Origin of the sequence: Oscillatoria nigro-viridis PCC 7112 (genome assembly GCF_000317475.1) — a bacterium.
Taxonomy (GTDB): Bacteria; Cyanobacteriota; Cyanobacteriia; order Cyanobacteriales; family Microcoleaceae; genus Microcoleus; species Microcoleus nigroviridis.
On the sequence record NC_019729.1, the window covers coordinates 5959743 to 5983239 of the forward strand.

The following is a 23497-nucleotide window of genomic DNA, read 5'->3' on the forward strand; positions in this document are numbered from 1 at the left end:
GACACAGCGGAGGTACCGACAAGATGCTTGCATACATTCTGGCGTTGGCGGTCGGTCTAGGCAGCTTCAGTATTTACATGGCGGCCTTCTTTTTTCCAGAAGTGCACCGCAAAAGTGATTTTACCTGGAGCGGGGTAGGACTTTTTTATGCGTTAATTTTATGGGCTTGTGCGGGACGAATTACTGGTGCTCTCCTGCTTGGTCAAATGGCGGGCGTGGCGATGTTGGGCTGGTTTGCCTGGGAAACTCTGACTTTGCGCCGCCAGGTGACGCCCGTTGCTGAGCAAACGCCGATTCCTCAGTCGGCGAACTTGGCTGCAGCAGGCGTGCCGTTTGCTGGCTTGTTTGCCAAGAAAAAAGAACCCGCAGCGAAAAAACCTAAGTTTGTTCGATCGCCCAAACCGAAAACTGATGTGGTTCCAGCACCCTCTGTGGATAAGGGCGAGGTAAAGCTAGAGGAACAGCCGGCGATTCCCCCCATAGCTGAAAGTATTGCTGAAAGTGCGATCGCCCCTGACTTGAAAATTCCCGACTCGAAAACACCTGCAATTTCAGAAATACCCGTGTTTTCAGTCGAAACTCCTGCTGCTGAGACTTCACAACCCCCAGCAGAATCAGCAGCCAGCAGCTTCACTCCTCTACCTCTACCTCTAGAAATTTCAGAAATAGCCGTTGCACCAAGTGTGGAGCCAGCAGAGGCTCAACCAGAGCCTCAACAGCAGCCAGAAGCCGATGATTTTGACGAGGAAACAGAATGGAGGACAGCCGTTAAACAGTCGCAGGCGGCAGCGGCAGCGGCGGCAGCCCCTACTCCTCCTAATCCTCCTCAACCAGCTAAAAAATCCGGCGGTTTCGCAAGCCTGTTCGGCAATATCAAAAATAGTCTCGGCGGTATGTTGGGACGCGGTGCGGGTAAAAATAAGTCTGATGCAACTCCCCAGACGCCAAAACCTTCAGCGACTCCAGAATCGATCGCACCTGAATCTCAAATAACGGCAACTCCTGCACCGGGTATCGACCAAGTTCTCGAATCCGAATTAGCCGAGGCGGCTGCGGAAGTGGCAGCCGAAACCAGCAACATCGTTGTGGAAACAAGCCTTGGAGTGCCGTTTCCCACCGACGTTGAAGCAATGGCCGATTTGATGGCCACAGAAACCGCGAGTTCTGAGAAAATAGGGGAAACTCCGATCGAAGATCGATCGTCCGCCCAAACCCAGACACCGCTGGCTGCGGTTGGTGAACCGGAAGCAGCAGCAGGCGTACCAGAAGCAGAAGCCCCTGCTGTATCTCTGGAAACCCAGACACCGCTGGCAGCAGTTGGTGAACCGGAAGCAGCAGCAGGCGTACCGGAAGCAGAAGCCCCACCAGCATCTATAGAAATGACTGTGGTGGAAATGGTTTCAGTAGCGCCTGTGGAGATGGAAGCATCGGGAGAATCCGAATTGAGCGCGCAGGTAGAAGCAGTTTCAGTAACAGTTATCTCGATCGAATCTACAGGTGAAGAACTCTCTTCTGAGGCAGACAAAACTGAATTGAGTCCCCCGAATCATCCCGCTCCGAATCTAGTCGAAACTGCTAAACCGGCCACTGAATCCAAGTCTGAGAATCTATCCGGCGAAGATAAGCCGTCATCTTGAGCCAAAAAGCAAAAGGTAGAAACCAGAATTTTTTTTATTCTGCCTTCTGCCTTCTTACTTTTTACTTTTTACTTCTTACTTTTTTCTTCTGCCCTCTTTCTTCCTTCTTGACGCTTGACTTCTGCCCTGAACATCCACCGGTTAAATCCTTTATATCTGTTAGGAATGAGAATGAAATAACTTACAATTTTAATGGTACTTGTGGGATGGGCGTCCCGCCCGTCCAGAAAGGGCAGGCTATAAGAGCCAACCCCACTTTCAAGAGTGTAAATTATTTAATTCGCGATCCTTAGATCGTTTCCGGTTGCATCGGAATCATAAAATCGAGTCAACAGTTAACACTCAACCATTGAGTTTTTCGACGCCCAGTCAACAGTCAACAGTCAACAGTCAACAGTCAACAGTCAACAGTCAACAGTCAACAGTCAACAGTCAACAGTCAACAGTCAACAGTCAACAATCAACAGTCAACAATCAACAGTCAACAGTCAACAATCAACAGTCAACACTCAACAATCAACAGTCAACAATCAACAATCACGGACGGTGCAACCGGAATAGATATTAAATCCCTTACACTGCTTCGTTGCCGAACTTCCTTCTCCCTTAATATTATGAAAGCAATTATGGTCGTGGGAACAACATCTCACGCAGGGAAATCTTTACTCGTGGCAGCTTTGTGTCGAATCTTTTCTCGGCGAGGCTGGCGGGTAACTCCGTTTAAAGGTCAGAATATGGCACTGAATTCCTATGTCACAGCGGCCGGCGGAGAGATTGGTTACGCTCAAGCAGTACAAGCTTGGGCTGCGGGCGTCGCACCTTGGGTAGAAATGAATCCGATTTTGCTCAAGCCACAAGGAGACATGACTTCTCAATTGATTGTCAAGGGCCGGGCGATCGCCAATGTGCGAGCATCTCAATATTACGAGCAGTATTTCGATCTCGGCTGGCAAGCTATTCGGGACTCTTTAGAATTTCTCTGCCAAGAATTTGACATGATTGTGTGTGAGGGAGCCGGTAGCCCTGCTGAGATTAATCTCAAACACCGCGATTTAACAAATATGCGGGTAGCTAAATATTTAAAGGCTCGAACTTTGCTAGTAGTCGATATCGATCGCGGCGGTGCTTTTGCTCACATTATCGGTACTTTGGAATTGCTCGATCCAGACGAACGAGCTTTAATTAAAGGATTCATTATTAATAAGTTCCGAGGGCAAAAATCGATCTTAGATCCGGGTCTGACTTGGCTAGAAGAAAGGACGGGAATCCCGGTAGTTGGGGTGATTCCTTGGATAGACGAAGTGTTTCCTTCAGAAGATTCTCTCGATTTGCTCGATCGGCGTTCTCCCAATTCTCAAACCGACATCAATATTTCGGTCATCCGCCTGCCCCGAATTTCCAATTTTACCGACTTTGACCCCTTAGAATCGGAAACTTCCGTCACCGTTAAATATGTCAGCCCAAAAGACACTTTAGGCCATCCAGACGCCGTGATTTTACCAGGCTCTAAAACTACAATTTCCGATTTGCACGTGCTGCGCCAAACAGGTATGGCAAAAGCTATTCAAAATTATTTAGTAGCAGGCGGTACAGTCATGGGAGTTTGCGGCGGCTTTCAGATGCTGGGACAAAGTATCACCGATAAAGAAGGCATTGAGGGAGAAAAGGGAGAATTTCCAGGATTGGGATTGCTGCCTTTGAAAACTGCGATGGCACCGAACAAAATTGCGCGCCAACGAATCGTAACATCTAACTATCCTCAACCGGGTTTGCCAGTTTCCGGTTACGAAATTCATCAAGGAAAAACGCAAATCCTAGAGTCAGATTTGACTCAACCGCTATTTGACGATGCTAGTTTAGGCATTGTCAATACTTCTCAATCAATTTGGGGTACATACCTGCACGGCATCTTTGACAACGGAGCTTGGCGGCGAGCTTGGTTAAATCACTTGCGGCAGCAGCGGGGACTCCGCGCATTGCCTACAGGTATTCCTAATTACCGAGAACACCGAGAAACTCTGTTAGACTCTCTAGCAGATACAGTGGAAAAGCATTTAGATATAAAGCATATTTTAGGTTAATTAGTTAACTGTTGACTATTGTTTGTTAGCAGTCAACAGTCAACAGTTAACTGTTAACTATTGTTTGTTAGAGTTGAGGTTCAAATTCAATGACCAAAGTTTGTTTTTTACCTGATAACGTGACAGTTGAAGCTGAACCAGGAGAGCTTTTGCTAGATGTAGCCAAACGTGCAGGGGTTTCTATTCCTACCGGCTGCCTCATGGGTTCTTGTCACGCTTGCGAAGTAGAAATTGATGACGGAGATACGATTTGTGCTTGTATTTCCGGCATCCCTTCCGGAAAAAAGCAAGTGACAATTAATCTGTATGTTGACCCGACTTGGTAATTTGCTAGTTGTCAGTTGGCAGTTGGCAGTTGGTTGTTGGCATTAGTCATTAGTCATATTATGTCCGGTCGATTACCCCTAATACGGTAGGGGCGGGCTCACGAAAAATATCGGCCAATAATTGACAATCTCAAAAACCCGCCCTTTTAATCGCGGTCACTCGCTCGGACATGATATCATTAGTCATTAGTTAACAGTCAACAGTCAACAGTCAACAGTCAACTGACTAATTTTTTTGCCATTCTTGCTGTTTCTTGCGAGCAGATTGCAGCCATTTTTGGGATTCGGGATAAACTGTTGTGCCGGGTTTGACGGATTCTAATTGATTGATAATTTCTTGCAACTGGCTGAGGGAGTAACCGGGATTTTGAGAATTCACATCTTTTTGCAAGTTTGCCAACAAGCTTTTAGCTGCTTGCAAAGCTTTTGCAGAATCTTTTTCAGCTTCCAGTCTAATCTGGGTAGTTCCTAAATTTTTTTGATATTCAGCGAGTTTAGTTTGAGCGTCGAGATAGCCCGGGTTATCGACTGGAATCAATTTCAGTCTGTTAATTCCTTCTTGCCACAATTCTGCTATTTGCTCCCACTGTGCGGCGGGATGCGGCGGTTTTTGGGAGGCGACGGCGGCGGAGAGAGCAAATTCTTTGGCAGCTTCAATTAAGTTGTCAGCCTGCACAGAACCGGTGGCGACGCCGCCCATTGCTTGAAAGTCTCTTTCTGCTGCTTTGAGTGTTTTCTTAGCCGTTTCTCCCGCGAGGGTTTCGGCGGGAATTTGATTGAGTCGATCGATCGCACTTTGCCAATTTACCGTCGCTTTTTGTCTATCTGCAGCGGTTTTGGCTTGCTGATACTGCTGTTTCGCCGCGTTGAGAGTTTGTTCGACTTGATTTAACTGAGTAAAAGCATTTTTTTGCTGGAAAATCTGAGCCTCCATCCGCCCGACATTTTTGCGGGCCGCTTGAAATTCATCGAGTGTAAACCGCCAACTGCAGCTAAAAAAAGAGCAGTACCTCTTTGGGTAATAGCCGAGGAACCACACAGGCAAGGCGTCGAGGTGTTTTTGAGCCTCTTTTGCTTTAATTTCCCCCAAGTCAAAATCAGCGACAGCAGTGGCTTTATTGATTAGTTGATCGGATTGTTCCACAAGGGCGATCGCCTGCCGGTAATTGCGATCCATACTCATAAAACTCGGCAGCAACAATATCGGCATTGTTTTCGCCACGGGCCAGCGAATCATGGGAAAAGGCAGGTTAATCAGCCAAATTATCCCCGCAGCACTTCCCAGCACACTCCCGGCAAAGATGATTTTACCGAACAATCCGGGGGGGCGGTTGGCTTTGACGGCAGCTTTGAGAACTTGTTCGCTGAAGTTGGGAAATTCGTCTTTGAAGGTATCGCGGATTTCTTCTCTTGAGGCGAAAGTGCCGTTTTGCGATCGCAACTTCTCCAACCGCTTGATGACCATCCGTCGGTAGACTTCACCTCCTAGACTATCAGCCGCCGCGCACTTGTCAATTTCTGCCCGCAAAATTTCAAAAGCTCGATCGGTAAGACGCGCCATAAAACTCACCTATTCCCTTTTAATTACTTTACAGGTTGCCGGTCACAAAAATTGTTAAAATATATAAACTTTATATCAAATAATCCGAATTAAGTTCATGCCCACTGCTTTAATCACCGGTGCTTCTGGCGGAATTGGTGCAGCCTTTGCCGCCGAATTAGCCAAACGCCAGCACAATCTAATCTTGGTAGCTCGTTCCGAAGACAAATTGCAACAGCTAGCTGCTAAACTGCAACAACAATTCAATATTTGGGTCGAAATTATCGTTCAAGATTTGAGCGCACCGGGCGCTGGAACTGCTGTATTTGATACGGTTGTTAAAAAAGGTTGGACGGTAGATTTGTTGGTGAATAATGCGGGTTTTGGCGATTACGGTGTTTTTGCCGATCGCCCGCTTGCGAAACAACTAACAATGGTGCAACTAAATATTGTAGCATTAGTTGAACTCTCGCACTTATTTTTGCAGGGAATGCGCGAAAGAAAATCGGGAAGTATCATCAATGTTGCCTCTATCGCAGCTTTTCAACCGATGCCGTACTTATCAATTTACGCAGCAAGTAAAGCCTTTGTCCTGAGTTTCAGCGAGGCACTTTGGGCGGAAAACAAAGATTTAGGAATTCGCGTTTTATGCCTTTGTCCCGGCCCAACAGAATCGGACTTTGCTGCAGTAGCTGAATTCCCGAAAGCTTTGGCATCCAGCAGCGGGCAAAAACTCGTTCCAGCAGCGGAAGTAGTGCGAGATGCTTTGAAAGCTTTAGAAAAAAATGAGTCTAATGTTGTGACAGGGGGAATTCCCAATCAAATCATCGTAAATATGCCTAGATTGATGCCGCGAGAAGTTTTGGTGAAGTCGGTAGAAAAGCTGTTTCGGGCGAAAGACGAATAATCGCGATCGTTGACAATATAAATAAACCCGCCCCCACCCAAGGACAAACATTCGATCGCCCCTAACCCAAATTTTCCCAAAACAATCAAACATCCCGATCGTGTAGGGGCGGGTTTTACCAACCATCCCCAATTCCCACCAACAATCTAGATAAACCCGCCCCCACCCAAGGACAAACATTCGATCGCCCCTAATCCAAATTTTCCCAAAAGTCGATCGGGTGCATCTCACTTTGGCAAATACATCAAATTGAAAGTTGACCGTTGAGATAAGCACAGCGAAGAGAAAGGATAGAGGGAACGCTCTCAATCTTCCATTGCGCTCCTGATATTTTTACCCTAAACCCAATTCGTTTAATGATTGATTCAACTGTTCCAGAACCTATCGAACTTATGGATTCTTCTTTATAGTATTGGTAGTTGACTATTCGGCAGCGATGAGTCTCTAAATAATTACAAAATGTTTTAAATGCTTGTTTTTTCATCTCTTTAAATAGATTGATAACTTCATCTATTTTACCTTGCCACAACATATTTTCTGCTAATTTCAAACGTTTTAGCGAACCTCCTACCTTGTAAAGATTTTCTTTCAGATGATACCAATCTAAGATTTCTTGTCTTTGTTCAGTATCTCCTATTTCTTGAAATATTTTCCAAATTCCCGCATGACCGTCTCCTAGGCAATACATAGGATGTCGCAATTTTTGGCTATTAGTCCAATCAATTAAATTTTGATTATTTTGAAAAGATGCTCCCGAATAAACATTATCTAAACAAATGGCTTTATAGTCTTTCCAGTAACAACCCTCGCCTTTGGTGTCGTTGCGTAGCCTGACTTTCCCGCCATCTAATGTAATTTCTTGAACTCCTTGTTTAGATGTAGGTAATTCAAATTCTTGTCGTTTGACTAATCTTTGTAATGTACTATGAGAGACTTTGATTCCGGTGAAAATCTCTAAATCTTTTTCTGCCATTTGATAAGATTCGTTGGCACTAATTAAAAGACAGCATTTTTCCATCATTGGACTGAATTGACTATACGCTTTCAATCCAAAATATTTCGCTTGATTGTCGGTAATTTCGAGCGAACCGACTATTGATTTTATTTTTCTGGGTTTTCCTGTTTGAATTCCTGATACTGCTGAAAAAAAAAGTTACCTAGTTCTGGTCCCACTTCTTCTAGCATTTTCTGACGGAGAGACTTTTCTATGCTATCAAAGCTTTCTAACTCGCTTGGAGCTGTATTTCTGTAAAGAATTTCTGCTGCCGCTTTTAAGTAGACTTTTAGCTGTTCTTGGTCTGAGGGTGTCATTTTCTTTACCTCATATTTTTGGGCAATTTTACTAGCTTTTCCATTTTAACCCTTTGGTGACATATTCGCCAAAGTGAGATGCACCCAGTCGATCGCACATTCGGGTCACCAAAATCCCCGACGCTACCCCACAAATCCGCCGGGGGTTGAAACCCCCGTCTCATAGCGAAAGTCCTCTAAAAGAGGACTGAAAAGCACATTAAATAAACAATCGAGTATTTGCCACCGTAATCGATTATTTGTCACCATTCTTCAGTCGGTTTCAACCGACTTTAGCTATGAGACAGGGGTTTCAACCCCTGGCGGAATCGCGGAATCGCGGACAAATAAACGACCCCCAGGACAAACCATCGCACCCACGGACAAACCATCGGGCCGACGAATAAACGATAAATCCCCGTGGTGTTGCAAATATTGTCGCCCAAATGCAAGAACCCCTACAAAAAACTTGGCATCGCCAGCCCCAAACAGATGAGTTTCACCGATAATAAATTAATGGATCGCACAATCCCAAATCCCAAATAGCAATGAAGTCAGAACGCGAACAAGCCTATCTCAACCTGATAAATCAACTGCTAACCTGTCCCAGCGGCGAAGAAGCGGAGGTATTAGAGACTCAGCCGGAATTGCGGGATGATGGCTTGGTGGCGGCAATGCTAGAAGAGGCAGAGAATCTTAGAAAATTTGGGCAACTAAATAACGCTAATCGGTTGATGAATTGTGCCGGGATACTGCTTGGGATGAATGACAACACCTCAGTGGCATTCACCCGACAAGCGGAAGCAGAAAGACTGTTTCAACAAGGCAATCAGCAGTATAAAATCAGTCAATTTCGAGAAGCTTTGCATTCTTGGGAACAGGCATTAACTATCTGTCGAAAAATCGGAAATCGCCAAGGAGAAGCTAATTGCCTCGGCCATTTGGGCAATGCTTACTATTCCCTAGGGCAATTCCACAGGGCGATCGAATTCCTAAAACAGTCTTTAGTGATTAAACGCGAAATAGGCGATCGCCAAGGAGAAGCTGCTTCCCTCGGCAGTTTGGGCAATGCTTGCCAATCCCTAGGGCAATACCACAGGGCGATCGATTTTCACCAACAGGATTTAGAGATTTCACGGGAAATCGGAAATCGCCACGGAGAAGCTAATTCCCTCGGCAATGTTGGCAATGCTTATTATTCCCTAGGGTACTACCACAGGGCAATCGCCTTTTACCAACAGTCTTTAGTGATTTCACTGGAAATCGGATATCGCCCAGGAGAAGCTGCTTCCCTCGGCAATTTGGGGGTTGTTTTCTCTTCACTAGGGCAATACCAGAAGGCGATCGATTTTCAGCAACAGTCTTTAGTGATTAAACGGGAAATAAGTGATCGCCAAGGAGAAGCTAATTCCCTCGGGAGTTTGGGCAATGCTTGCAAATCCCTAGGGCAATACCAGAAGGCGATTGATTTTCACCAACAGTCTTTAGTGATTTCACGGGAAATAGGTGATCGCCAAGGAGAAGCTACTTTCCTCGGAAGTTTGGGCAATGCTTACCAATCCCTAGGGCAATACCAGAGGGCGATCGAATTTCACCAACAGTATTTAAAGATTTCACGGGAAATCGGATATCGCCAAGGAGAAGCTGCTTCCCTCGGCAATTTGGGCATTGCTTACGTTTGCCTAGGGCAATACCAGAGGGCGATCGAATTTCACCAACAGTATTTAGAGATTTCACGGGAAATCGGAGATCGCGTGGGAGAGTCAATCTCTCTCAACAATTTGGGATATACTTTCCTAAAAACTCACCAATATGCTGAAGCTGAAACAGCACTTCGCGCCTCGATCGCAATTCATGAAACTCTGCGTTCTGAATTGGTAAGTAATGACCACAAAGCCTCAATCTTTGAAACCCAAATATCTGCCTATCGCCTGCTGCAACAAGTCCTAATTGCCCAATCTAAATTTGATGAAGCCTTAGAAATAGCTGAAATGTCGCGCACCCGTGCCTTCGTCGAATTATTGCAACAAACCTTATTAACAACCCCCCCTCAGTCCCCCCCTTATCAAGGGGAGGAAGAAGAGTTATCTCAATTCCTCCCTCTTAAGCCCCCCCTTAGCAAGGGGGGGTTGGGGGGGTTATCAAGATTTGAGGAAGAAGCAAACCTCTCAAAGCCCCCCCTTAGCAAGGGGGAGTTGGAGGGGTTATCCATCCCCAAAATCCAACAAATCGCCCGCGAGAGAAACTCTACAATAGTTGAATATTCGATTGTCTCTTCAGAAATTTACATCTGGGTAATTCAACCAAACGGCAACATCACCCATCGCGCCGCCAACCTCGAACCCCTCAAGCAACAAAACCAAACCCTCAAACAAATCATCCTCAAAACCCGCGTCTCCATCGGCACCGATGAAACCGACGACGAAGGCAACAAAATTCAGCTAGAATCCCAGTACAATCGAGACGAAACAGGCGGCTTTCCCCTATTGCAACTCCTCCATCAAATCCTGATCGAACCAATCATCGACTTGCTGCCCACCGAGGCCAATTCCCCCATCATCTTCATCCCCCACTACGACTTATTTTTAGTACCCTTCGCCGCCTTGCAAGATAGCCACAACCGCTACCTAATCGAAAATCATACCATCCTCACCAGCCCATCCATCCAAGTATTAGAAATCACCCGCGAACATCAAAACCGAGTGCGAGGATTGAGACAAGCCGCCCTAATTGTCGGCGATCCAACCATCGCCCCTAAATTCAACGAAAACCCCTACAAACTCCGCCAAATTCCCAGGGCAAAAGAAGCCGCCGAAGCCATTGCCGCAACTTTAGGAACCGAAGCAATTAGCGGAGAAAATGCCACAAAAGTCGCCATTTTAGACAGAATGCTAAACACCCGCATCGTCCATTTATCCGCCCACGGACTCCTCGACGATTTCCAAGGTTCCGGCATCCCCGGCGCGATTATTTTAGCACCATCAGGAGACACCGACGACGGCGCACTTATTGCCGCAGAAATCCTGCAATTAAAACTCGATTCCGAACTCGTAGTATTAAGCGCGTGCAGCACCGGGCGCGGTAAAATCACCGGAGATGGAGTCATCGGATTGTCGCGCTGCTTCATCGTCGCCGGAGTCCCCAGCATCATCGTTTCCCTGTGGAATATGGGAGTGATATCAGCCAAGTTGCTAATGACTGAATTCTACCAAAATTTAGCACGGGGCGACAATCGAGCAGCCGCCTTGCGGTGTGCTATGCTAACCACAAAAGCTCGCTTTCCGAGTCCCATAGCTTGGGCTGCATTTACCCTAATTGGCGAAACCGAAACTTTACCGCTGTCAACTGAAAAGAGTGATTTAAGGAGATTAGTAATGTCACTTCCAGATGATGCCACACCCGAAGAAATTCTGGCGGCTTTCAGTAAGTTATTGAAAATATCCGAGCCGCCATTTGTCAAACAATTATCAGCGATTGATGTTGGTTCGACCGATAATATCAATATTATCGCTCAAACAATCAAGGATTGGTGCGAAACGAAGCCTCAAATAGAAGAGAATTTAGAGAACGAAATTTATCAAATGGGTGCGGGTGGTACTGATAGCGATCCACCGGAGGAAATCGTGAGGGAGTTTTACGAAACGCTGAAGGAAAATAAGATTCGACTGGGTTTGTCTGGGGATTCTGCGGTGGTTGAGACGGATAATTCGGGGACGGAATCGGTTGATCATCCAACATAAATCCCGTAGGGGCGGGTTCACCAACAATCTTTAATGAGTAGCGACAATCTGCATAAACCCGCCCCACCCAATGACAGAAATGCGATCGCGCATTCCCCCAATTTCTCACAAATTCCATCGCACGCTAATCTCAGAAACCCGGTTTCTGACTGTATTTTTCGTACCCAACCCAAATTTGTCTCAGAAACCGGGTTTCTCGCCACTTACCAAAAAGGTCGATCGCACATACCCTAATTTTATCAAAAAGGTCGATCGTGAATCCGTGGTTGGGTGGGGGCGGGTTTATATAGATTGTTGGTGATAGTTAGATATGGTTGGTGAACCCGCCCCTACGGAAATTCGGTTTATTTGACCGGATATAATATTAGTATATTCCACAAGGTTTGATTATGACCGAACCACCGCAAATTAAAAATCCCAGCATTACCCTCTATCCTTTCCACCTGCGGGATGATAGCGACGAAGGCTACGGACAAGTAGCCAGAAATGCTCAATCCTTGTGGGAAAATCTAGCAGATAATGTCGGCAAAGAATTTAATATCAACGAACTAAAATCCCTCAGAGACAAGCTAATTTGCTACAAAGACGGGCTGTATTATCCTGACGGCGAACAGGAAAATCTGACTAACGGCAAATTGCTAATTCCAGATGGTGGAAAAACTCTGAAGTTTCCGCAAATTATTCAGCCAGATCACCATAAACTTGATGGTTCTATCTATGCGCTGCGAATTCACGACACTTACACCGCCGACTTGACATTTTACTATCAAAATGCCACAATAAAAGTAGCGGACTTAACTCGATTAAATCCCCAAGGTTGTCTGTTGCCAAATGCAATTCAACCGTCTCTGGGACAAACCTTATTATTATACGCCGAACCAGCAGTTTATGATACTTACCGGAAACTAGCTGACGAATCGGTTAAAGCTTTTGTACAAGATAAACAACCATCACAAGTAGAGTTTCGCGCGGAGGGAAAGTTATTCGGTAGTCCGATTTTTGAGTATGACAGCCGCGAAGATGATGCGACTAAGCGGTGTCACTTTCTAGTATGGTTGCAAGAGAATTCCCAAACTTTGAAATTCGCAACGCCGACATTTAACTCTTACTTGATGAATCTGCTGTGCTCTCGCGCTAAAATCGTATTTGTCTATGGCGAAGCTAGGAAAAAGTATCGCAAAGCACAGCAAATAGTCAGCGAGTTAGAAAAGAAGCTTCCCGAATTCAGTCAAATAGAAAGGGAACAAGATAGACAAGTTAAGTTGCAGAAGTTAAAGCAATTGCTGGCTGAAATCCGCATCAAAATGTTTGATTGTACTCAGCAGGTGCGGTATTTGCAAGAAGACAGAAATACCATTGATACTAATGCTGAAAATTATGGTGATGCCTTGACAAAAATTAAAGGTTTGTCCATCCCTGGCGACAATCTGGATTTTTTGAAGAAGTTTCTAGATTTGGCTGAGAATAAATATCAGCGGCAAATTGAAATAGATTTCAACTACTTAATTGCTAGTCAAGATTTGTTCCAGCAGTCGATATCCACTGTGCGCGGGATGGTGGAAATTGAACAGGTGGAATTGGACAGGGAACAGATGGAATTATACAAGCAAAAGGAAGAAGAGGAGAAAAAGCGCGATCGCCAGCTTGAGAATATCATCTTTTTTGTCGGAACTGCGATCGGCGGCGGACAAATCTTTTCCGCCGCCTATCCTCTAATCAAGGATAAACCCATTAAATGGCAACCCGATTTTTCTCTACCGCTGCATCCCTTTGCTGCGACAATTCTCTGGAGTCTGCTGTTTGGCTTGCTATTTGGCTTGTTAATGCTGGGTATCGCCGTGTGGGTAAGGAAAACTTTTCTCCGATAATTTGGATTTATGACTTACGCATAAAACCAAAGAAACCGGGTTTTTCCGGGTTTTTGGGCTTTGTAACAATATTCTCGGAAAAAACCCGGTTTCTGGGCTATAAATTACAAATATCGAGTTAACTGGACTCGATAGCGTTCCTTCTTAGTAACAGCAACTTCCCCAATTTCCAATCTTCCTTTGCCCGTAACAGCAATTAAATCTCCCGACTTGACATTATAACTAGCTTGAGTAACGTCTTTCCAGTTAACTCGCACGTCACCGCTGCCAATTAAATCGGCCATTTTGCTGCGAGACATTGCGAATCCAGCCGAGGCGACAGCATCCAATCTCATGGATGCTTCAACGGTTGTCATTTCTTTCTTTTTGGGTTCTCTAATTTTGAGTTCGCTCAACTCAATGCGCTGAGTTTTTACAGGAACCGATCGCACTTGCTGCAAACTCATCTCCAAATACTCTACCATCTCCGGCATGACAATGGCTTGCGCGCCGCGTTCTCCCAAAACAATCACATCGCCAGTTTTCTCCCGGACAATTCCCGTACCCAACATCGCCCCTAAAAAGTCGCGGTGAGAAGCTGTATCGAACAAGAAATTGCCAGCGATTTCTACCGCAGCAATGCTAACGCTAGCAGAGTCGATCGGGATATCCGATCGCGCGATCGCAATTCTTTGTCTTTCAGCTTGCGGGTAGCCGCCCCAAGCCACTAATTCCACGTCTGTCAAGCGCTTAAATACCGTCAGAGTGTCCGCCAATTCTGGAGGCGACAGAAAATCAGTCTGAGTAACTTCCCAAGTTTTAATTGCTTGTTCCGCTTGGTCTAGTGCCCGCGCCACACATTCGCGGTTTTCGATGCCTTTTAACAGTTCTTCTCTTGGTAACATCAGTTAATGCTAGATTCTAATTTGAAATTGCCAAAGCTTGCTGTAACTAAAAAGTCTACTTTTTTAACAGTCGCACTACTTTAATTATAGTCTAAAATCATCAAATAACGAGCTTATGATTTTTGTGGATCGCAAAGCTGATATGATGAACATGATTATTGTACCAAATGTATGAAGTCTGCGAGTTTAAGCAAGGTTAATATTTCAACGCGGTTGCTGTGTCAGGAAGCAGCCGAACCGTTGAAACAAGCCCTACAGGATAAAAGCCTTGTACCCGAGGAAGCAACGGCATTACTAACAGCAGACGAGCAACGCGCCATTCCTGCCATCAGCAAAAATAAGGCGTTGATCCAGGAAATTCAGAATCGGGTGCAGGGGTTGCCATCTTTCCATTCCCTGCTACAGGGCGATAGCCGAAACTTAATACATATTCCCGATGAAAGCGTACATCTGGTAGTGACATCGCCCCCGTACTGGAATTTAAAAGAATATCTCAAAAATCTCAACCAGCTTGGCGAAATAGCAGACTACGAAAAGTTTTTGCAGGAGCTCGATCGAGTATGGCAGCAGGTATGGCGGGTTTTAGTCCCCGGCGGACGGCTGGTGATTGTGGTGGGCGATGTCTGTGTTGCCCGCAGGCGGTTTGGTAGGCACATGGTATTTCCCCTGCACGCGAGTATTCAGGAACACTGTCGCCATCTGGGATTTGATAACCTCGCACCGATTATCTGGTACAAAATCGCCAATGCTTCCCTGGAAGCAGCGGGGAATGGCGCCAGTTTTCTCGGCAAACCTTATGAGCCCGGAGGTGTCATCAAAAACGACATCGAATTTATCCTGATGCAGCGCAAACCGGGCGGCTACCGCAGTCCCACCCTCACAGCACGGGTATTGTCCGTAATACCGGAAACTCTCCACCGACAGTGGTTTCAACAGATTTGGCAGGATATCAAAGGCGCTTCCACCAAGCAACACCCCGCCCCATATCCTTTGGAACTGGCAGAACGACTGGTGCGGATGTTTTCTTTTGCAGGGGACACGGTACTTGACCCATTTATGGGGACAGGAACAACCTGCGTCGCCGCCGCCAACTGGGGGCGCAACAGTATCGGGGTAGATGTTGAGCCAACTTACCATCACCTAGCGCTGAAACGGATGCAGGAGACGTATGGCTTGCGCGTTGTCTATGACAGAACGATGGGGGAGGTTGCTGAATGACGGGACAGACACCCATCATCCCCGATGATGTGTTCCAGGAAGCCGTGCAGGGTTTCTGGGATACCCGCATCGCCCAGACACAAGCCCAGGTGCTGGCTGGCAAGGTTGACCAAGGGAACCGCAGTGCGGTGACAGGCGGCAAGCAGATGGACGGTTTCATCCTGACGCTGACTAATTTCTTGCTGGCGGCAGGTGTGCCTCAAAACCATATCCACGTTAAAAAAAGCCTAACCGTTATACCGGGGTTCTTTCGCCCGGCGAAGATGTACGACTTTTTGGTGGTAAACCCTGAAAAACGGCAACTCAAAGTAGTCATCGAGTTGAAGAGCCAGGTTGGCAGCTTTGGCAACAACTTCAACAACCGCACAGAAGAAGCGATGGGGGCTGCTCTCGACATCTGGACAGCTTACCGGGAAGGGGTGTTTGGCGAAGCACCTCCGCCACCGTGGTTAGGATATCTGTTTGTTTTGGAAGACAGTCCTGCCTCGCGCACCCGGGTACAGGTTGCCGAACCGCATTTCGCGGTTCTGCCAGAGTTTAGAGGGGCAAGCTATGCTAAACGCTATGAACTGTTTTGTCAGAAGATGGTACGGGAAAGGCATTTCACGGCTGCTTGCTTTTTAGTGACCGATCGCGAACAGGTAGCACAAACTCCAAATTATACCGAACCATGTTTAGAACTGTCGGCCGCTAACTTTTTAGAACAGCTTATTCGTCATGCGCTGTAGAGTTGGTTGCAGATTGACGATCGCAAATAAGGGCTGTTCTAGATTTTATAACCGCTACAATGCGGTTTTTACTTATTACAAAATATCGCTTAAATCCAAAACAAAACCGGGTAATACATCTTCGCCTGACAGAGTTGCAGGCGAGTCTAAAATTTCCACCTCTGAACCTTGACGGGAGATTTCAACTTTTCTATTTTTGCGATCGAGCAACCATCCCAACCTCGCTCCATTTTTCACGTACACTTTCATTTTAGCCCGCAATTTTTCTATAGAGTCAGTAGTCGAGCGCAGTTCCACCACAAAATCGGGACAAATCGGCGCAAATTTCTTTTTTTCTTCAGCAGTTAAAGCATCCCACCTGTCGCGGCGCACCCAAGCAGCATCGGGAGAAATATCTGTACCGTCGGGCAGTTTAAATCCAGTAGAAGAATCAAAAGCAATTCCCAAATGCTTATTTTGTCTGCTCCAAGATTGAAGTTGATAGGATAAGTCAATGTTGAAATTACCTGTCTCGCTACCTGTAGGTGGCATAATAATCAATCCTCCACTAGCAGTGCGCTCAAATCTTAAATCCCGGTTGTCTATACACAACTGAAAAAACTGCTCGTCAGTTAATTCAAGCGTTAATTCTAGGGGAGAATGTAGGGGGATAGTTTGTGCTTCCATAACTGCCTTCAAATATTACACGAGTTGACAGTCAACAGTTAACCGTTAACCGTCAACAGTTGACAGTCAACAACTAACTAAGTCTCTGTATAACCTTGGATATTTTCCGGTTCAAACTGCTGCAAAATATTCGCAGCTTTCCCCGTCAAATCGTCAGTACCCTTAACCGCAATCAAAAATTTACCCGCATTCAAACGGTTGCGGTAGGGCAAAGCATCGCCGCTACCAAAAGCCATACCGCCGGCGCCTCCTACAAAAACGCTGCCCATCGCAGCGGCGATCGCACCGAGCAAGCCACCGATCGCGTGATCGCCAATTTCGCCCGCCCAGGCGAACGTCTTCAACTCAGTCATCAGACTGAAAGTAACGCCAGCAATAAAGCCAAAGGGAATCAACCAAATAGCCATGAGTTTAGCTTGTTTCTTCGCTTGCTGGTTGGGGTCGATTAAGCCAAATTCATCAGCAGTTTTGTAGCCGCGGCCCAAAATGCTGACTTGCTTCATGGGCAAGCCTTCTTTTTCCAGAGCAGTGTAGGCAGCTTCGGCTTGAATTCGATCGGGCAGTACGGCGATAAGATAATTCATTGACAATAATTCCTGATGGTTAGGCTCGGACACCTAGAAATAATTATAGTCGGAAAAGACATACTAGCTAAGCAGTTCGGCGATTTCCAGAGCATCCGAGAGTGCGATCGGCCCGAAACCTAAAATATTTCAAGCAAAAACGGTCGGTCAAGACCGAATGCAGATACAATTCAAACTGCACAAAGGCAAGCTTGAGCTGAGCTGTTAGATACTGCCCCTGGTTTAAGCCTCAACTTTGTGCTCGCCAACGTGCTTGCCTATTTTTACTGATTCCACTCAATTGCTTGCTATGCCTAAAGTTCTAGTATCCGATCCGATCGACCAAGCCGGAATTGACATCCTCTCCCAAGTCGCGCAAGTTGACGTAAACACAGGACTCTCGGCCGAAGAACTGGTACGAATTATTCCAGATTACGACGCTTTAATGATCCGTTCTGGCACCCAAGTTACCAAAGAAATCATTGAAGCCGGGAATTCACTCAAAATCATCGGCAGAGCCGGCGTCGGCGTAGATAATGTCGATGTACCCGCCGCTACCCGCAAAGGAATTGTAGTCGTCAATTCCCCCGAAGGCAACACGATCGCCGCCGCCGAACACGCGCTCGCCATGATGCTCTCGATGTCCCGCCACATCCCGGAAGCCAACGCATCCGTCAAAGGTGGTAAATGGGAACGCAACCGCTTTCTCGGCGTAGAAGTTTACAAAAAAACCCTCGGCATCGTCGGTTTGGGCAAAATCGGCTCCCACCTCGCCGCCGCAGCCAAAGCAATGGGCATGAAACTGCTGGCCTACGATCCCTTCATTTCGACCGAAAGAGCCGACCAGTTGGGCTGCCGCTTGGTAGAACTCAAACTGCTGATGCGCGAATCCGACTACATCACCCTGCACATCCCCAAAACGCCGGAAACCCTGCACTTAATTAACGCTGAAGTGCTCTCGAAAATGAAGCCGACTGCCCGCATCATAAACTGCGCCAGAGGCGGCATCATCGACGAAGCAGCCCTCGCAGAAGCCATCAAAGAAGGCCAGATCGCCGGCGCAGCTTTGGACGTTTACGAACACGAACCGCTGCAAGCTGATTCCCCGCTGCGGACTGTCGGCCAGAACATCGTGCTGACGCCCCACTTGGGAGCATCCACAGCGGAAGCTCAGGTGAATGTGGCGATCGATGTTGCCGAACAAATTCGCGACGTGCTGTTGGGGCTGCCCGCGCGATCGGCTGTCAACATACCCGGCATTTTCCCAGACTCGATCGAAAAACTCAAACCCTACCTGCAACTCGCCGAAACCCTCGGCAACCTCGTCAGCCAGCTAGCCGGAGGCCGAGTCGATTACCTCAACGTTCAACTGCAAGGCGAATTGGCCAGCAACCAAAGCCAGCCCGTAGTCGTTGCCGCCCTCAAAGGCCTGCTCTCCCAAGCCCTGCGAGAGCGCGTTAACTACGTCAACGCCAGCATTGAAGCCAAAGAACGCGGAATTCGCGTCGTCGAAACCAGAGACGCCTCGATTCGCGACTACACAGGCTCCCTGCACCTCTCGGCCAAGGGAACCCTCGGCGAACACACCGTGACAGGTGCAGTGCTCGGCGACAGCGAAATTCGGATTACCAGTGTTGACGATTTCCCGGTCAACGTTTCCCCGACTCACCACATGCTGTTTACCCTGCACCGCGATATGCCGGGGATTATTGGCAAAATTGGTTCCCAATTGGGCAGTTTTAATGTCAATATTGCCAGTATGCAGGTAGGCCGTAAAATCGTGCGAGGCGATGCGGTGATGGTTTTGAGCCTCGATGACCCTCTACCAGAAGGGATACTGGCGGAGATCCTAAAAGTTCCGGGAATTCGGGATGCTTACACAGTAAATCTTTGACGGATTTTGGAGTTTAGATTTTGGATGCCAGGGCTGATAATTGGTAATGGGTAATCGATCGTTGGTAATTGGCAAGAAAGCGGGAATTTTTCTATTAGCCAATCCTCATTCCTCACTCCCCAGTTCCCAGTCTCCAGTTCCCCTGGGCCAATCTAAAATCTAAAATCTAAAATCTAAAATCGTTATGGCACATAGCTGGTGGGAAATTAGAATTCTTTGCGATCCGGCGCTGGAAGATATCATCTTTTGGCGTCTGGAACGATTTAACTGTCGGGGAACTGCTACTGAGATCAAAAGCAATTCCTGCCTGATGTCGGCTTATTTGCCCGAAGAACAAGCCCGATTGCTGGATTTGGCCGCTCTGTCTCTGTGGCTGCGCCAAGATGCTCTGTGTGCAGGTTTGCCCCTACCTGCGATGCAGTGGGATTTGATTGAAGACGAAGACTGGGGCAGCACTTGGAAGGAGCACTGGCAGCCTCAAGAAGTGGGCGATCGCTTTTTAATTAACCCCGCCTGGTTGCCCCTACCGACTGATACAGATCGCATTATTTTGCGTTTAGATCCCGGTGTGGCCTTCGGTACTGGTGCTCACGCTACTACTCAACTTTGTCTGGAGTCGCTGGAAATGCGGCTCGGTTTTGATGACAGCAAGTGCGTAATTGCCGATATCGGGTGCGGATCGGGTATTTTGTCGATCGGCGCAGTGTTGTTGGGCGCTACAAAAGTTTATGCTTTGGATACCGATCCTTTGGCAGTGCGATCGACCATTAGCAACAGACTGCTCAACCGCGTTAATTCTCAGCAGTTGGTTGCAGAGCTCGGCAGTATCGACCGCTTGAAAGAAATGGTCGATGAGCCGATCGACGGTTTGATCTGCAACATTTTAGCAGAAGTAATCATTGATTTAATTCCGCAGTTCACTGCAATTAGCAAACCCACTACTTGGGGCGTGCTCAGCGGCATTTTGCTCGAACAAGCTAAGCCAATTGCCGACACTCTCGAACAGCACGGCTGGATTGTCGCTACTCTGTGGAAGCGCCAAGATTGGTGTTGTTTTAATATTCGGCGCAGTTAACGTTTTTAGATTTGAGAGTTGAGATTTTAGGACAGCATTACGTCTGTAGAAGCGCTGCTACTATGAAATTATAAACAGCTTGAATAAGAAAGCTATGGACGTTGAAGAACTATATAGGCGTTACGCTGCCGGAGAGAGATATTTCCCGGGAGTTGATTTAAGTCATGCTGATTTAAACGTTGCTGAGGTGGAAGACCTCGAAGAACTCGAACCAGGTCAGAATGACTTGAGCGGTATCAATCTCAGCAGTGCTAACTTGACTAGAGCCGATTTGAGTTTTGTTAATCTCAGCGGTGCTAACTTGAGCAGTGCGAACCTAGACTCTGCTACCCTATGGGGTACGATATTGACTGGTGCTAATTTAAGTGATGCTATTCTGGATTATGCTGAACTGGCAAGCGACTTAGTGGATGTTGACTTGAGAGAAGCTAGCCTGGAGTGTACACAGTTAATTGGCACTAATCTGACGAGAGCCAACTTGATGGGTTCATACTTTGCAGCCACCGGAGAAGGTCGTTTGACTTTCTGCAATACCATCATGCCGGATGGCACCATTAGAAATGACAATTCATCTTAAAGTGATTGATAGATCGAGTTTGACTTGAAAATGGTACTGGAGATGGTATAACGCTTCTTAGAAAAATGAGGTATGCGAGCGAGCGATTACCAATTACCGATTGCCGAGCATACCTCATTTTTTTGATAACCGCTATTATGATTTATTTTGATTATGTACTTAGCAAAGTCAAAAGTCTTATGATTCGATTATTTCCTCAATCTCCAGAGGGAATATTTGAGAAAAAGTCAAGCTCAGTCAACTCCTCGATTTGGTTAATCGTCAGATTCCATCTCAGCATATTTATCAGTCACAACTTGTCCATCTGGCATGATAGTATTTCGCATGTAGGCTTCGTTTAAATTGCAACCTTCAACGAGTGCTCCTCTCAAATTGGCCTCATACAGACAAGTTTCACCCATAATTGCATTTCTAAGGTCTGCTCCTTCCAGATTGGCTCGTTCCAAGCTAACTTCAACTAAAAGAGTATTTCTCAGGTTGGCATTCCGGAGATTAGTACATTCCAAATTACCACCCCTAAATTTGGCATTACTTAGATTAGCTCTCTCCAAGGAAGCATTTTCTAGGTTGGTTTCTAAATAAGTATTAGACAAGTCTGCTTCGTCCAGAATAGCATAGCTCAAGTCAGCGAATTGCAACTTAGCTGACTTAAAAATGCTAAGCCTGAGATTGGCTTCTTGCAGACGAGCGCTCATCAAGTTAGCTTCAGTGAAGTCAGCCTCACTCAAGTTTACGCCTCTTAGTTTGGCGCGTTGTAGGTTAACACGACGAAAATCTCTTTCACCCGCCGCGTACATTTTGATCGGTTGTTCTGCGTCCATAACTTACCTCTTTAATATATTTACACTCTAATATGATACTGAAGTTCTTTCCTCTGGAGTAAGTCCTGACTGATGAAGTGTAAGTACCTTATCAGCCAGGAGGAATCATTTATAAAAGAGGGCTAGAACTATCTGTTTCGATAATCTCTTGAATTTCTTCAGGCACATTTGACAAAAAGTCATATCCTGTAAGCTCTTCAAGATAATCAACATTAACTCGCCACTGTTGCCAGTCTTTCCAGTTAGTTACACCATTGGGAAGAAATCCGTTAGGATATGATGGACTATCTGGCAATCTGTAGTTGGGATCGGGAGTGCTTCGATTGCGTCTATTGGGTGTTATGACAGCAATGACCTGCGTATTGGCAGTGACATCAGCTATTCCTTGACCGGGTTCTAAGGGAAGGATAATTTTCCAAGTGTAGTTAGGTATCCCAATAGTTTTCGGATTGGGAGTCAAAATACCATCTGGATCGAGAACAACTCTGCCCCGAGTATTTGTTGAAATTGTGTTGTGGATCTCTCTGAGGTCAGAATGACCTCTAGGTACTGCGGGACTGTAATCAAAACCGCCAGCAATAATGTAGAGTTCGCTGTTATCTTCCTCAACAAGGTCTCGGCTGTAGTCTTCGAGAGCAAACCACGCACTCTCTCCGCGATTATTGCCTCGATGTTGTGGAAGTACGTTGGTTGTTAGGAATGTGGAATATATATCTTTGTAAGTCCTGCTTCGATCCGCAGCAGCAGTCATATGACCGCGATCAAAGTCTCTTTGATTGCGCCTATAATCGGGCCCTTGAGTTTTTATCCATGTCTCAGGGAGTGTGGGATCGGCTACCCAAGGATAATCCGCAAAATAGTTAGCACGGTAACTACTATCAGGAGAAGTAAGAGTAATTCCACTGCCAGTATCAAGAATAGGAGGGGGAAAACCAACAGGAGGATACTTACTAGGATCGTTGAGTTCAAGGTCTTCCTGTTGAATAGTTCCCAGCCATGACTTGTTTAACTGCCAACTCACCCAATTAGGCCCCTTGATAGCATCATTGTAAGATAATGAATACTGTGGCTTTTCAATCAAGTAATTTTCGCGGTGAGTATCTTCAGAAGGGCGAGCAAAAGTGGGATTTCCTAACTTGAGATGAATGCTATTAAAGAAAACATCATCCAGATAAACTTGACTGTCTCCTTCTACATTAAACTGCAACAAGACAGGTTTGCCGCGTAGATCGTCAGGAACATTCAGGTGAAATGTTTCAAATCCTTGTTCAGCGTAAGCTAGATTGTTGGTGTAGGGATCTCTGTAGCCGACAACATTATAATCGTAGTAACCAACCGCATTAGGACGGGCAAGAGAATTCGGATCTAACGGGTTAATTAATGTATCTGGATCGGCAGCCCTCGTCAGTTCGATCGGGGTTAAATCCTGCCACTCTTCAGTGGTTGATTCCGTTCCTTTGATAGAAACTTTGAGTTGACCGCCACTAGGGTTAGGTACGTGAAGATTGAAGCGCAAAGTTCCAGACTCAGGCACGACAAAACGGTTGTGGGTAATACTTTTTCCTGATTCTAGTTTCAGAGCATAATTTGGTTGAGTACGATCGACTCCTATCCTATCGAGTTCCGCATCCAAAGCCGGAGCATCCGTTGCAGATAGCTGATTCACATCAACGAGATTGTTT

General features: G+C 46.4%; 20 protein-coding genes. 13 read left to right on the forward strand and 7 right to left on the reverse strand.

Annotated features, from left to right (window positions below):
• Nucleotides 1-23 precede the first annotated feature (23 nt).
• The 4 genes from OSC7112_RS24840 to OSC7112_RS24855 all read left to right on the forward strand — a co-directional run bounded on the left by OSC7112_RS24840 (nt 24) and on the right by OSC7112_RS24855 (nt 4044).
• On the forward strand, nt 24-1637 hold the full coding sequence (locus tag OSC7112_RS24840; RefSeq protein WP_015178483.1) for a Ycf66 family protein: 1614 nt from the start codon (nt 24-26) through the stop codon (nt 1635-1637).
• A gap of 349 nt (nt 1638-1986) precedes the next feature.
• Nucleotides 1987-2205: a hypothetical protein gene (locus tag OSC7112_RS38600; RefSeq protein ID WP_051041609.1), complete on the forward strand. Its 219-nt coding sequence runs from the start codon at nt 1987-1989 to the stop codon at nt 2203-2205.
• A gap of 46 nt (nt 2206-2251) precedes the next feature.
• Nucleotides 2252-3718: a cobyric acid synthase CobQ gene (gene cobQ, locus OSC7112_RS24850; RefSeq protein WP_015178484.1), complete on the forward strand. Its 1467-nt coding sequence runs from the start codon at nt 2252-2254 to the stop codon at nt 3716-3718.
• An 89-nt stretch (nt 3719-3807) separates the two neighbouring features.
• Nucleotides 3808-4044, forward strand: a complete 237-nt coding sequence (locus OSC7112_RS24855) for a 2Fe-2S iron-sulfur cluster-binding protein (RefSeq protein ID WP_015178485.1) — start codon at nt 3808-3810, stop codon at nt 4042-4044.
• A 226-nt stretch (nt 4045-4270) separates the two neighbouring features.
• Here the strand turns inward: OSC7112_RS24855 and OSC7112_RS24860 are convergent, their stop codons facing one another.
• Nucleotides 4271-5605 carry a hypothetical protein gene (locus tag OSC7112_RS24860; protein ID WP_015178486.1) on the reverse strand — a complete coding sequence of 445 codons (1335 nt, stop codon included), beginning with the start codon at nt 5603-5605 and terminating at the stop codon, nt 4271-4273.
• A gap of 97 nt (nt 5606-5702) precedes the next feature.
• On the opposite strand from OSC7112_RS24860, the gene OSC7112_RS24865 reads away from it, so the two are divergent.
• Nucleotides 5703-6491 (forward strand): SDR family NAD(P)-dependent oxidoreductase, encoded by a 789-nt coding sequence (locus OSC7112_RS24865; RefSeq protein ID WP_015178487.1) that lies wholly within the window; start codon nt 5703-5705, stop codon nt 6489-6491.
• A 244-nt stretch (nt 6492-6735) separates the two neighbouring features.
• On the opposite strand, the gene OSC7112_RS24870 is transcribed toward OSC7112_RS24865, so the two are convergent.
• Nucleotides 6736-7802 (reverse strand): ISKra4-like element ISOni2 family transposase gene (locus OSC7112_RS24870; protein WP_150111564.1). Its coding sequence is split into 2 segments (ribosomal slippage): nt 6736-7634 and nt 7634-7802, totalling 1068 coding nucleotides; the frame shifts between segments, so codons are not numbered across the junction.
• Between the two features lie 527 nt (nt 7803-8329).
• Between OSC7112_RS24870 and OSC7112_RS34745 the strand changes: the two genes are divergently transcribed.
• The 3 genes from OSC7112_RS34745 to OSC7112_RS24895 all read left to right on the forward strand — a co-directional run bounded on the left by OSC7112_RS34745 (nt 8330) and on the right by OSC7112_RS24895 (nt 13389).
• Complete coding sequence (locus OSC7112_RS34745) at nt 8330-11521, forward strand: CHAT domain-containing tetratricopeptide repeat protein (RefSeq protein ID WP_015178489.1); 3192 nt, start codon at nt 8330-8332, stop codon at nt 11519-11521.
• 33 nt (nt 11522-11554) lie between these two features.
• Complete coding sequence (locus OSC7112_RS24890) at nt 11555-11755, forward strand: hypothetical protein (protein ID WP_150111607.1); 201 nt, start codon at nt 11555-11557, stop codon at nt 11753-11755.
• Between the two features lie 155 nt (nt 11756-11910).
• Nucleotides 11911-13389, forward strand: a complete 1479-nt coding sequence (locus OSC7112_RS24895; protein ID WP_015178490.1) for a hypothetical protein — start codon at nt 11911-11913, stop codon at nt 13387-13389.
• 104 nt (nt 13390-13493) lie between these two features.
• Here the strand turns inward: OSC7112_RS24895 and OSC7112_RS24900 are convergent, their stop codons facing one another.
• A complete protein-coding gene (locus OSC7112_RS24900; RefSeq protein WP_015178491.1) occupies nt 13494-14273 on the reverse strand; it encodes a photosystem II electron transport protein, Sll1252 family in 780 nt (259 codons plus the stop codon).
• Between the two features lie 171 nt (nt 14274-14444).
• Between OSC7112_RS24900 and OSC7112_RS24905 the strand changes: the two genes are divergently transcribed.
• Both OSC7112_RS24905 and OSC7112_RS24910 read left to right on the forward strand, forming a co-directional pair.
• Nucleotides 14445-15491 (forward strand): DNA-methyltransferase, encoded by a 1047-nt coding sequence (locus OSC7112_RS24905; RefSeq protein WP_015178492.1) that lies wholly within the window; start codon nt 14445-14447, stop codon nt 15489-15491.
• Entirely contained in the window at nt 15488-16219 is a 732-nt protein-coding gene (locus OSC7112_RS24910; RefSeq protein ID WP_015178493.1) for a PaeR7I family type II restriction endonuclease, read from the forward strand. The genes OSC7112_RS24905 and OSC7112_RS24910 overlap by 4 nt, the downstream gene beginning before the upstream one ends.
• Nucleotides 16220-16294: 75 nt before the next feature.
• Here the strand turns inward: OSC7112_RS24910 and OSC7112_RS24915 are convergent, their stop codons facing one another.
• Both OSC7112_RS24915 and OSC7112_RS24920 read right to left on the reverse strand, forming a co-directional pair.
• Nucleotides 16295-16885 carry a Uma2 family endonuclease gene (locus tag OSC7112_RS24915; RefSeq protein ID WP_015178494.1) on the reverse strand — a complete coding sequence of 197 codons (591 nt, stop codon included), beginning with the start codon at nt 16883-16885 and terminating at the stop codon, nt 16295-16297.
• 77 nt (nt 16886-16962) lie between these two features.
• Nucleotides 16963-17469 (reverse strand): hypothetical protein, encoded by a 507-nt coding sequence (locus OSC7112_RS24920; RefSeq protein ID WP_015178495.1) that lies wholly within the window; start codon nt 17467-17469, stop codon nt 16963-16965.
• Nucleotides 17470-17758: 289 nt separating this feature from the next.
• Here OSC7112_RS24920 and serA point away from each other — a divergent pair, with 289 nt between their 5' ends.
• The 3 genes from serA (at nt 17759) to OSC7112_RS24935 (ending at nt 20994) form a co-directional block, all read left to right on the forward strand.
• Nucleotides 17759-19342 (forward strand): phosphoglycerate dehydrogenase, encoded by a 1584-nt coding sequence (gene serA, locus OSC7112_RS24925; RefSeq protein ID WP_015178496.1) that lies wholly within the window; start codon nt 17759-17761, stop codon nt 19340-19342.
• 184 nt (nt 19343-19526) lie between these two features.
• On the forward strand, nt 19527-20417 hold the full coding sequence (gene prmA / locus OSC7112_RS24930; protein ID WP_015178497.1) for a 50S ribosomal protein L11 methyltransferase: 891 nt from the start codon (nt 19527-19529) through the stop codon (nt 20415-20417).
• A 94-nt stretch (nt 20418-20511) separates the two neighbouring features.
• The gene (locus OSC7112_RS24935; RefSeq protein ID WP_015178498.1) at nt 20512-20994 is read left to right on the forward strand and encodes a pentapeptide repeat-containing protein; all 483 of its coding nucleotides are present in this window, start codon (nt 20512-20514) and stop codon (nt 20992-20994) included.
• A gap of 254 nt (nt 20995-21248) precedes the next feature.
• Here the strand turns inward: OSC7112_RS24935 and OSC7112_RS24940 are convergent, their stop codons facing one another.
• Both OSC7112_RS24940 and OSC7112_RS24945 read right to left on the reverse strand, forming a co-directional pair.
• A complete protein-coding gene (locus tag OSC7112_RS24940; protein WP_015178499.1) occupies nt 21249-21815 on the reverse strand; it encodes a pentapeptide repeat-containing protein in 567 nt (188 codons plus the stop codon).
• A 109-nt stretch (nt 21816-21924) separates the two neighbouring features.
• Nucleotides 21925-23481, reverse strand: coding sequence for a DNA/RNA non-specific endonuclease (locus tag OSC7112_RS24945; protein ID WP_015178500.1), 1557 nt, complete (start codon nt 23479-23481; stop codon nt 21925-21927).
• Between the last annotated feature and the right edge of the window lie 16 nt (nt 23482-23497).